At 69.4% G+C, this 10,611-nt stretch carries 10 protein-coding genes and 1 pseudogene; 5 read left to right on the top strand and 6 right to left on the bottom strand.

Annotation, left to right across the window (positions count from 1 at the left end; genetic code table 11):
• Positions 1-62: 62 nt before the first annotated feature.
• From ACWGDE_RS30495 to ACWGDE_RS30520, 6 genes are all read right to left on the bottom strand, one after another.
• Entirely contained in the window at positions 63-1,466 is a 1,404-nt protein-coding gene (locus ACWGDE_RS30495) for an 8-oxoguanine deaminase (protein ID WP_453392259.1), read from the bottom strand.
• 190 nt (positions 1,467-1,656) lie between these two features.
• Positions 1,657-2,580, bottom strand: a complete 924-nt coding sequence (gene pucL / locus ACWGDE_RS30500; protein ID WP_254381168.1) for a factor-independent urate hydroxylase — start codon at positions 2,578-2,580, stop codon at positions 1,657-1,659.
• Position 2,581: 1 nt separating this feature from the next.
• Positions 2,582-2,989 (bottom strand): hydroxyisourate hydrolase, encoded by a 408-nt coding sequence (gene uraH / locus ACWGDE_RS30505; RefSeq protein ID WP_453392260.1) that lies wholly within the window; start codon positions 2,987-2,989, stop codon positions 2,582-2,584.
• Positions 2,990-2,997: 8 nt separating this feature from the next.
• Complete coding sequence (gene uraD / locus ACWGDE_RS30510) at positions 2,998-3,513, bottom strand: 2-oxo-4-hydroxy-4-carboxy-5-ureidoimidazoline decarboxylase (RefSeq protein WP_453392261.1); 516 nt, start codon at positions 3,511-3,513, stop codon at positions 2,998-3,000.
• Positions 3,514-3,667: 154 nt separating this feature from the next.
• The gene (locus ACWGDE_RS30515; protein WP_453392262.1) at positions 3,668-4,066 is read right to left on the bottom strand and encodes a helix-turn-helix domain-containing protein; all 399 of its coding nucleotides are present in this window, start codon (positions 4,064-4,066) and stop codon (positions 3,668-3,670) included.
• Positions 4,063-4,314 carry a thiamine-binding protein gene (locus tag ACWGDE_RS30520; protein ID WP_453392263.1) on the bottom strand — a complete coding sequence of 84 codons (252 nt, stop codon included), beginning with the start codon at positions 4,312-4,314 and terminating at the stop codon, positions 4,063-4,065. Before ACWGDE_RS30520 ends, ACWGDE_RS30515 begins: the two co-directional genes overlap by 4 nt.
• A gap of 126 nt (positions 4,315-4,440) precedes the next feature.
• Between ACWGDE_RS30520 and ACWGDE_RS30525 the strand changes: the two genes are divergently transcribed.
• From ACWGDE_RS30525 to ACWGDE_RS30545, 5 genes and pseudogenes are all read left to right on the top strand, one after another.
• Entirely contained in the window at positions 4,441-5,274 is an 834-nt protein-coding gene (locus tag ACWGDE_RS30525) for a TIM barrel protein (protein ID WP_453392264.1), read from the top strand.
• Positions 5,275-5,349: 75 nt separating this feature from the next.
• Complete coding sequence (locus tag ACWGDE_RS30530) at positions 5,350-6,240, top strand: 2-hydroxy-3-oxopropionate reductase (RefSeq protein ID WP_384652012.1); 891 nt, start codon at positions 5,350-5,352, stop codon at positions 6,238-6,240.
• Positions 6,241-6,477: 237 nt separating this feature from the next.
• The gene (locus tag ACWGDE_RS30535; RefSeq protein ID WP_453392266.1) at positions 6,478-7,935 is read left to right on the top strand and encodes a catalase; all 1,458 of its coding nucleotides are present in this window, start codon (positions 6,478-6,480) and stop codon (positions 7,933-7,935) included.
• Positions 7,936-8,395: 460 nt separating this feature from the next.
• Positions 8,396-8,881: a hypothetical protein gene (locus ACWGDE_RS30540; RefSeq protein WP_453392265.1), complete on the top strand. Its 486-nt coding sequence runs from the start codon at positions 8,396-8,398 to the stop codon at positions 8,879-8,881.
• A 38-nt stretch (positions 8,882-8,919) separates the two neighbouring features.
• Positions 8,920-10,611, top strand: a pseudogene (locus ACWGDE_RS30545) (tetratricopeptide repeat protein); the annotation flags it as partial.

Genomic DNA, 10,611 nt, shown 5'->3' on the forward strand with positions numbered 1-10,611 from the left:
GACCCCGCTCGGGTCCGCGGCCGCCGGCCGGGGGCCGTCCCCCCCGGCCGGACTTCATGGGATCAGGCCTGCGCGGAGAGACGCGCGAGGCGCTGGGCCTCTTCCCGGGTGGACACCGCGATGGCGTCCTCGTCCGCGAAGAGCAGTCGGTTGTTCTCGACGATCTGCTTGCCGTTGACGAACGAGGCCGTCACGGGGGCCGCGGCACCGAAGACCAGCGCGGTGACCGGGTCGGCGATCGAGGAGTGCAGGAAGGTGCTCAGGTTCCACAGCACCAGGTCGGCGCACTTGCCGACCTCGAGCGAACCGATGTTGTCGGCGCGGCCGAGGACCTGGGCGCCACCGTACGTACCGAGGCGCAGGGCCTGGCGCGCGTTGAGGGCGCGCTCGCGGTGGACCGGGTTCAGGCGGTTGATGAGGAGCGCGTTGCGCAGCTCGGTGTGCAGTTCGCCGGACTCGTTGGAGGCGGTGCCGTCCACGCCGAGGCCGACCGGGACACCGGCGGCCAGCATGTCCGGGACGCGGGCGATGCCGGCGGCCAGACGGGCGTTGGAGGACGGGCAGTGCGCGACACCCGTCTTGGTGCGGGCGAACGCGGCGATGTCGGAGTCGTTCATGTGGACGCTGTGCGCCATCCACACGTCCTCGCCGAGCCAGCCGGTCGACTCGAAGTAGTCGGTCGGGCCCATGCCGAACAGTTCCTTGCAGAACTGCTCTTCCTCGACGGTCTCCGAGCCGTGCGTGTGCATGCGCACACCCAGGCGGCGGGCCAGCTCGGCACCCTGCTTCAGCAGCTCGGTGGAGACCGAGAAGGGGGAGCACGGGGCGACGGCGACCTGGGTCATCGCGTCGAAGGAGGCGTCGTGGTACTTCTTCACGGTCGCCTCGGTGTCGGCGAGCGCACCCTCGAGGGTCTCGACGGCGTGGTCCGGCGGCAGGCCGCCGTCCTTCTCGCTGCGGTCCATCGAACCGCGGGCGAGGGTGAAGCGGACGCCCATCTCGGACGCGGCGCGGATGATCGAGCCGGAGAGGTCGCCGGAGCCCTTGGGGAACACGTAGTGGTGGTCCATGGCGGTGGTGACGCCGCCCTTGGCCATCGCGGCGAGGGAGCCCTGCGCGGCCGTGTACGTCATCTGCTCGTCGATGCGCGCCCACGTCGGGTACAGCGCGACGAGCCAGTTGAACAGGTTGTGGTCGGTGGCCAGACCACGGGTGATCCACTGGTAGAAGTGGTGGTGCGTGTTGACCAGACCCGGGGTGACGAGGTGACCCGTACCGTCGATGCGGCGGACCACATTGTCGAGGTTCTCGGGGGCCTTGCCCGCACCGATGGCCTCGATCTTGTTGCCGGCGACGACCACGTAGCCCGAGGCGTACTCGGTGTCGTTCGCGTCAACGGTTGCAATCGCACAGTTTTCGATGACGATGCGCTCTACGGCGCTGTCATTGGCTGCCGATGCTGCCATGGGACTTCCTCGTGCTTTCAGTGGCGGTGCGGGCACGGCAAAACCCAGGGGATTTGAGTGCCGGAGCCGGGGGCCTTGACAGCTGACAGTACTGCCGCCCCGTGTGTTGCGTCCGGGTGCCGATTCAGGAAGTTGAAGGGTGTCGCGCCGCCCCGGGGCCACTGCGGAGCCCCGGGACGCGCGTGCCGCATCAGAGGTTGGTCATGTCCACGGGGATACGGGCGTCGACGCCGTCGCGCAGGACCGTCGCCTCGATCAGACCGTACGGGCGGTCCGCGGCGAAGTACACCTCGTTGTCGTTCTTGAGGCCGAAGGGCTCGAGGTCGACGAGGAAGTGGTGCTTGTTCGGGAGCGAGAAGCGGACCTCGTCGATCTCCGAACGGTGGTTGATGATGCGCGAACCCATCTGGTACAGGGTCTGCTGCAGCGAGAGGGAGTAGGTCTCCGCGAAGGCCTGCAGCATGTGCTTGCGGGTCTCGGCGTAGGACTTCTCCCAGTTCGGCATCCGCTGGTCGTCGTCCGACCAGCTGAAGCGCCAACGGGCCGACACCTGGGTGGCGAGGATGCGGTCGTACGCTTCCTTCAGGGTCGTGTACTTGTCCTTCACGTAACCCCAGAACTCGGAGTTCGTGGAGTTCATGACGACGAGGTCCTTGAGGCCCGAGATGACCTCCCAGTTCTTGCCGTCGTACGTGATCTGGGTGACCCGGGTCTCGCCGCCGTTGCGGACGAAGGAGTGGTTCACCTCGTCGGAGCCGATGAACTTGGAGTTCGCGTCCGAGGTGGCGATCCGGGACCAGGAGTACTCCTCGATCCGGATGCGAGCCTTCTGGATCGGCTCCTGGCTGTTGACGAACCAACGCGCCAGGTGGATGCCGAACTGCTCGGCGGACTCGATGCCGTACTCCTTGGCGAACGCGTACACCGTGTTCTTGGTGGTGTCCGTCGGGAGGACGTTGGCGTTCGAGCCGGAGTAGTGGACGTCGTCCATGTCGCCGGACAGGGCGACCGAGACGTTCAGGTCCTTGATGTGGTGGGTGTCGCCGTCCCGCGTGATCTTGACAACGCGGTTCTCTGCTTTGCCGTACTGGTTCTGGCCCAGAATGGTGGCCATGCTAGCTCCCTCGGTAAACGGAGTAGCCGAACGGGTTGAGCAGCAGCGGTACGTGATAGTGCTCGCCGGGAGTGACCGCGAAGGTGATCGTCACTTCCGGGAAAAACGCACCGCTGTCCCTTACGCGGGGGGCGTCCTGCTGTGCCTCGGCGGCTTGCTTCTTGGAACTGTGCTTATTAAAGAAGTACGTCTCGGTCTCGAAGTCGAGACGCACGTGGGTGGTGCCCTCCGGCAGAGCCGGCAGGTCCTTGCAGCGCCCGTCCGCATCGGTGGCGGAGCCGCCCAGGGCCGCCCACTCGCCGTCGAGACCCGTGCGGGCCGACAGGGAGATCGCGACGCCCTCGGCGGGCTTTCCGATGCTGGTGTCCAGGATGTGCGTGGACACCGACGCGGTGGTCTCAGTGCTCATGCTCGGTCTTACTCTCCTTCTGCGGATTCCACGAGGCGGGTCAGCCGGATCCGGTTGATCTTGACGAGCTCGCCGCGAGCGATTTCCCGCTCCTGCTCCGGCGAGTTGCCGATCCGGACCTTGACCGCGTCCCGCATGAACTCACCGGTCGCACCGGTGGCGCAGATGAGGAAGACGTGGCCGAACTTCTCCTGGTACGCCAGGTTCAGTTCGAGGAGCTCGGTCTTGAGCTCCTCCGAGGCACCGGCCATGCCACGCTGCTCGCGGGCGGAGGTCGGGTCTCCCGGCTTCGGCCGGCCGATCGGCGCGTGGCCGCCCATCGCCTCGGCCAGGTCCTCCGCGGTGAGCTCGGCCATGGCGGCCTCGTTCGCGGAGAACAGGGTGTCGGCGCTGGTGAACGGGCGCTGGGCGAGCAGCTTGCTGCCCCATGCCGAGCTGGCGCACACCTCGTGCAGCTCGGCCGTGGCCGCGCTGTCGTCCAAGGCGTTGAACCGGGTGAGACCCGGGGTCGGACTCGAAGTCACGGTAGGCCTCCGTGGCCTGTTGTTGCTTTGACGGGCTGCGCATAGCTAACGCCCTCGACAACACGGCGTCAACACTTTGTTGAAACTTCCCGTACACAAAAGCCGCCGCCCGGGTGAATTGGGCGGCGGCTCGTCACCGTGGGTCAAGAACGCTTCACTCTTGGTTGGACTTTCCGGGCGCTTTGGCGGTGTTCGAGTCCCGGTTCAAATAGTTGTAGACCGTGAAACGGCTGACGCCCAGCGCACCCGCGACCGTCTCCACGCCGTGCCGCACGGAAAACGCGCCGCGCGCCTCGAGTATCCGGACGGTGTCCTGCTTGGTCTTCCGGTCGAGCTGGGACAACGGTACGCCGTGCCGGCGCTCCAGCGCCGCCAGGATGTGGTCCAGCGAGTCGGAGAGCTGCGGCAGCCGTACGGCCAGCAGGTCCCGGCCCTCCCAGGCCAGCACGACGTCATCGGGCTGGGCCAGGGCCGGGTCCATGAGCTCGCCGCCCATCGCGTCCACCAGCGGCTTGATCGCGGTGACGAACGGGTGGTCGAGGGGCTCGGTCATGGGGTCTCCTCCCCGATCACGTTGACCTGGAGCGAGACGCGCGTGGCTCCGGCCTCCAGTGAATCGCGCAGCAGCGCGGTGACCGCGGCCAGGACCTCGCCGGCATCCCCCTCGGCGGTGTTGCCGAACGGGCCGACATCCACCGCGTCCAGCTGGGCCTTCTGGATGACCTCGCGAGCGGCCACGGCATGGGCAGGGGCCTCTTCGAGATCGAAGGGCTCGGTCGTGAACTCCACTCTCAATCGCACGTCGCTCAAGCTACCCGGCAGTCCGGACTTTTCGGCAGTCGGTACTTGACAAGTGAGACACCGGGCTTGCAGTCTTCCATCAGGCAGAAACTAACTTCCGCAATACGGAAGGAGCGCACACCCCTCATGGGATACACGGACCAGCGCTTCGATGTAAATCTTTCGATCCTCTTCACGGAACTCCCGCTCCTGGAGCGTCCCGCGGCTGCCGCCGCAGCGGGCTTCACGGCGGTCGAGCTGTGGTGGCCCTGGATCGAGACCCCCACCCCCGCTCAGGAGGAGCTCGACGCCCTCAAGAAGGCTCTTGAGGACGCCGGCACCCAGCTGGTGGGCCTGAACTTCTACGCCGGCCAGCTGCCGGGTCCGGACCGCGGCGCGGTCTCGGTTCCCGGTGAGGAGTCGGAGCGCTTCAACGCCAACATCAACGTGGCGGCGGACTTCGCCGCCTCGGTCGGCTGCAAGGCGCTGAACGCCCTCTACGGCAACCGCGTCGAAGGCGTGGACCCGGCCGTTCAGGACGAGCTCGCCCTGAAGAACCTGGTCGTGGCCGCTCAGGCCGCCGACCGCGTCGGCGCGATCCTTCTGATCGAGACCCTCAACAAGCCCGAGTCGCCGCTCTACCCGCTGGTGAGCGCCCCGGCCGGCATCGAGGTAGTGGACAAGGTGAACGAGGCCACCGGCCTCGGGAACGCCAAGTTCCTGCTCGACCTGTACCACCTGGCGATGAACGATGAGGACCTCTCCGAGGTCATCGAAAAGTACGCCGCCAAGACCGGGCACGTCCAGATCGCGGACAAGCCGGGCCGAGGTGCCCCCGGCACCGGCGAGCTGCCCCTCGAAGAGCTGCTCGACCAGCTCCAGAAGGCCGGCTACCAGGGCTTTGTCGGTCTCGAGTACAAGGCCGCCGACGCCGCCGCCTCCTTCGAATGGCTGCCGGCCGAGGCCCGCGCCGCGAAGTAGGCGGAAAAAGTCCGGGCGAACAGCCAGGCAACTCACGAACTTTTCGTACAAAGCATTAAGAGAAGGACCCTCATCATGAGCAACCTCCCCAAGATCGCGTGGATCGGTCTCGGCATCATGGGCTCCCCCATGGCCGAGAACCTCCTGAAGGCCGGCTACTCGGTCACCGGCTTCACGCTGGAGCAGGACAAGCTGGACCGCCTGGCCGCGGCCGGTGGCTCCGCCGCCGGTTCGATCGCCGAGGCCGTCGCGGACGCCGACGTCATCATCACGATGGTGCCCGCCTCCCCGCAGGTCGAGGCCATCTCCTACGGTGAGAACGGCATCCTCGAGAACGCGAAGTCCGGCGCGCTGATCATCGACATGTCGTCGATCACCCCGCAGACCTCCATCGACCTGGCGAAGAACGCCGCCGCCAAGGGCATCCGCGTCATCGACGCCCCGGTGTCCGGTGGCGAGGCCGGTGCCATCGAGGCCGTCCTGTCGATCATGGTGGGTGGCGAGCAGGCCGACTTCGACGAGGCCCTCCCGGTCCTCGAGGCCCTCGGCAAGGTCATCGTCCTGTGCGGTCCGCACGGCTCCGGCCAGACGGTGAAGGCCGCCAACCAGCTCATCGTCGCGGTGAACATCCAGGCGTGCGCCGAGGCCGTCGTCTTCCTCGAGAAGTCGGGCGTGAACCTCGAAGCCGCTCTGGACGTGCTCAACGGCGGTCTGGCCGGCTCCACGGTCCTGACCCGCAAGAAGGCCAACTTCCTGAACCGCGACTTCAAGCCCGGTTTCCGGATCGACCTGCACCACAAGGACATGGGCATCGTCACCGACGCCGCCCGCAACGTCGGTGCGGCCCTGCCGGTCGGCGCGGTCGTCGCCCAGCTGGTCGCCTCGCTGCGCGCCCAGGGTGACGGCGGCCTGGACCACTCCGCGCTGCTGCGCGCGGTCGAGCGCCTCTCCGGCGCCCAGATCTGATCCCCCGCGGCCCGCTCGCCCGGGCCGCACCTCCCCCTCACGGGGGCCTGAGTTTCCGGATGGTGCCGGTGCTGACACCTGTCCTGTCGCGCCCAAGCGCCGGCACCGTCCGGATCACCTCTCCACTGTCTTTCTTTCTTTTCAACAAACTGTTGACGTGGCGTTCATGCCGAAATTAGGCTGTTCCGCATGACGGAAGACGATTTCCGTCAGCAGTTCCCCGTACGGAAGGTCACCATGTCGAAGCGCACGCTGACGACCGAGTCTGGCGCCCCGGTCGCCGACAACCAGAACTCCGCTACCGCCGGCGTCGGTGGCCCGCTCCTGGTCCAGGACCAGCAGCTCCTTGAGAAGCTCGCCCGCTTCAACCGCGAGCGCATCCCGGAGCGCGTGGTGCACGCCCGCGGTTCCGCGGCGTACGGCTACTTCGAGGTGACCGACGACGTCACCCCGTACACCAGCGCCGCGTTCCTGAACACGGTCGGCAAGAAGACCGAGACCTTCCTGCGGTTCTCCACCGTCGCCGACTCGCTGGGTGGCGCGGACGCCGTCCGCGACCCGCGCGGCTTCGCGCTGAAGTTCTACACCGAAGAGGGCAACTACGACCTCGTCGGCAACAACACCCCGGTGTTCTTCATCAAGGACCCGATCAAGTTCCCCGACTTCATCCACTCCCAGAAGCGCGACCCCTTCACGGGCAAGCAGGAGCCGGACAACGTCTGGGACTTCTGGGCGCACGCCCCCGAGGCGACGCACCAGATCACCTGGCTGATGGGTGACCGCGGTATCCCGGCGTCGTACCGTCACATGAACGGCTACGGCTCCCACACGTACCAGTGGACCAACGCCCAGGGCGAGGCCTTCTTCGTCAAGTACCACTTCAAGACGAACCAGGGCATCCGCTGCCTGTCGGGCGAGCAGGCCGCCGAGCTCGTCGGCTCGGACGCGAACTCGCACCAGACCGACCTGCTGCAGGCCATCGAGCGCGGTGTGAACCCCTCGTGGACCCTGTACGTGCAGATCATGCCCGCCGCCGAGGCCGCGGACTACCGCTTCAACCCGTTCGACCTCACCAAGGTGTGGCCGCACTCGGACTACCCGCTGCAGCGCGTGGGCCGCCTGGTCCTCGACCGCAACCCGGACAACGTCTTCGCCGAGGTCGAGCAGTCCGCCTTCTCCCCGAACAACTTCGTCCCGGGCATCACCGCCTCGCCGGACAAGATGCTCCAGGGCCGCCTCTTCGCGTACGCCGACGCCCAGCGCTACCGCCTCGGTGTGAACCACACCCTGCTGCCGGTCAACGCCCCCAAGGCGACGAAGGCCGACAACTACGGCCGCGACGGCGTCATGGCGCTGCGCAACGGCTCGCGCCACGACAAGAACTACGAGCCCAACTCGTACCAGGGTCCGGCCGAGACCGGTCTGGCGCTGGGCGCCCCGAAGGCCGTCTCCGGCTACACGGGCACCCACGAGGCCCCGGCCCACACCAAGGACGACGACTTCTTCCAGGCCGGTGAGCTCTACCGCCTGATGTCGGAGGCCGAGAAGCAGCGTCTGGTGGCGAACATCGCCGGCGGCCTGTCTCAGGTCACCCTCGAGGACGTCATCGAGAAGAACCTGGCTCACTTCCACGCCGCGGACGCCGACTACGGCAAGCGCGTCGAGGAGGCCGTTCGCGCCCTGCGCGACGCCTGAGCCGAACAGCTTCACCGGGAGCCTGACGGGAGGTCAGGTTCCGGGTGTTGAGCCCACACCGCGGACCCGGATGAGGGGTGGTACGCGGTGAGGGCAGGACGAGGACCGTGGCGAGCGTGCGAGCCAGTGCGGTGGTAATGGGTTCCGAGGCCCGTCTCTTGACCTGAGGGAGACGAAGCCGGAGTTCTCGTCGCCGCCCGCCACGGTCCCAGCCAAACCTTCTCCTCATGTACAGGGGCTACGCACAGAGCCCCCTGTACATGAGGAGGACAACCTCCCCCACCCTCTCCGCCCGGCGATGCGAACGTCCTGTCGCGCCAGCCTCGTACCGTCGGGCGGTAACACTCAAAGAGCCGAGTCACGGACGGTCCCGTGACTCGGCTCTTTGTCATGTCCGGCCCGCCGGAGCGACGGGTAGGGTCGGAGGGATCGGCGGTGATCCACTACGAGGGGGCAACAGGTGCTGCCAGAAGCGTTGTTGGCGTTGGCTGCGGCCGGTGGGACGGCGGTGGTCCAGGCCGCCGGTACGCAGGCCTGGGAGGGGCTCCGGGGGCAGGTGGCCTCGTGGTTCGGCCGCGGCGACACCGAGCGCGTGACGGGTGAACTGGTACGGCTGGACCGGAGCGCCTCCGAGCTCGCCGGTGCGGCGGGCACCAGGGAGGCCGGGCAGCTGGAACGTGCCCGCATCCGCCAGGAGGCCATGTGGCAGGCCCGCTTCGAGAGCCTGCTGGAGGGCCTCCCGGAGGATCTGCGCGAACGGGCTGCGGAGGAACTGCGCGCACTGCTGGACGCCCACGCGGCGCCCGGGGTCTCCGCGGGGGCCGCCGGTCTGGCCGTCGGCGGTGACGTGCACGTCCGGGCCGACCACGGCTCGATCGCCGCCGCGGTGATCAACGGGGGTGTCCAGCTGAGCCCCCCTCCCTCGCCGGCTCCGCGACAGGGCTGAGCGGACCGGCTGACGAAAGCCCCTTCTCCACCGGTTCCTTGCAGGGCACCGGCGCTCCTCACTCGTACAGCGTCCAGGCCGGCCCCCAGGGCATGGCGGTCGGCCGTGCGGACCACGTCTCCTACTACGCCGCCTCGCGCGCTCCCGCGTCCTGGCCGCTCCTGGTGGGCGTCGTCCCCGGCCCCGCGCGGTGCTTCCGGCGCCGGCCCGACCTCGACGAGCACTTCCTCCCGACCGGGGAGGCCGGCCCGGCCGGTGCGCAGCCCCTGCGCGGCGGTCTGCTGACCGGCACGGCGGGCACGGGCAAGACCCAGCAGGCCGCGCACCTCGCCCGCACGGCGTGGAGCGAGGGCCTCGTGGACCTGGTCGTGTGGGTCGACGCCGCCGACCGCGAGTCGGTCGTGGCCGGCTACGCCCAGGCCCTCGCCGAGATCACCGGCTCCGCCGCCCCCACCTCCACCGCCTCGCCGGAGGCGGCCGCGCGGTCGTTCCTCGCGTGGCTGGAGTCCGGCTCGCTCGAGCCGCGCCGACGGTGGCTGATCGTGCTGGACGACGTGGCCGACCCCGACGACGTACGCGGCCTGTGGCCTCCCGACCAGCCGCACGGCCTGACGCTCGTCACCACCCGGCGGCGCAACATCGCCCGGCCCGGAGCGGGCCGTCACGTGGTCCCCGTGGAGGGGTTCACCCCGGCCGAGGCCACGGCCTACCTCCGCGAGGTCCTGGGAGGTCTCGGCGACCGGCCCGAGGAGGCGTGGAGGCTGGCCGAGGAGCTGGGCCGGCTTCCGCTGGCGCTCTCCCAGGCGGCGGGCCACCTGCTCGGCCGGGGGCTCGACTGCGCCGGTTACCGCCGCCTGCTGAACCAGGACGGCGGGAGCCCGCTGTCGGAGCTCGTGCCCGGTCCGGGCGCACTGCCCGACGGCCAGGCCTTCGCCGTCCACGAGGCGTGGCTGCCGTCACTGGACCGGGCCGACCGGATGCCGGAGACCGCCGGGCTGGCCCGGCCCCTGATGGAGCTGGCCGCCCTGCTGCCGCCCGAGGGGGCTCCCGAGGCCGTCTTCACCGGCTCCGCCGCGAGGGAGCACCTGCGGCGGCAGCGCACTCAGCCGTCCGCCGACGGGGCCGGACCCCGCCCGGACGAAGTGGTGACGGCCCTGCGGGAGCTGGACCGCCTGGGCCTGGTCGGGCACGCGCCGCAGGACCCGTACCGCGCCGTGCGGGTGCATCCGGTCCTCCAGCGGGTGACCCGCGACGCGGTGCCCGGGCACCGGGCCGGCCGGCTCGCCTGGACCGTCGCCTCGGCACTGGTCGACGCCGCCGACCGGGGGCCGGACGACCCCGGCCTCGCCGAGGTCCTGGCCGCCTGCGCCGGCCGGCTGGGACGGCTCGCCGGCTCCGCCCTGTGGACCGACGCGCGCCGGGACGCCTCCACCGCCTCCCTGGACGCCCTCTTCGGGGGCGAGCCGCCGCTCGGCGCGCACCCGCTGTTCTTCCGGATCGGCGAGCTGCTGGGGGAAGCGGGCCTGCCGGAGGACGCCCTGGACCACTTCGAGCGGCTGGCGGACGAGGCCCTGCGCCGGCAGGGACCGCGGTCCTCCGTCCTGCACGGCGCCCGCGAACGCCTCGCCCACTGGCGGGGCGAGTCCGGCGACCCGGCCGGCGCGGCCGCGGCGTACGCGGACGTCCTGGCCGAGCAGATCCGCTCGTTCGGCCCCGGGCACGCACGCACC

Source organism: Streptomyces sp. NPDC054956, from assembly GCF_053609185.1.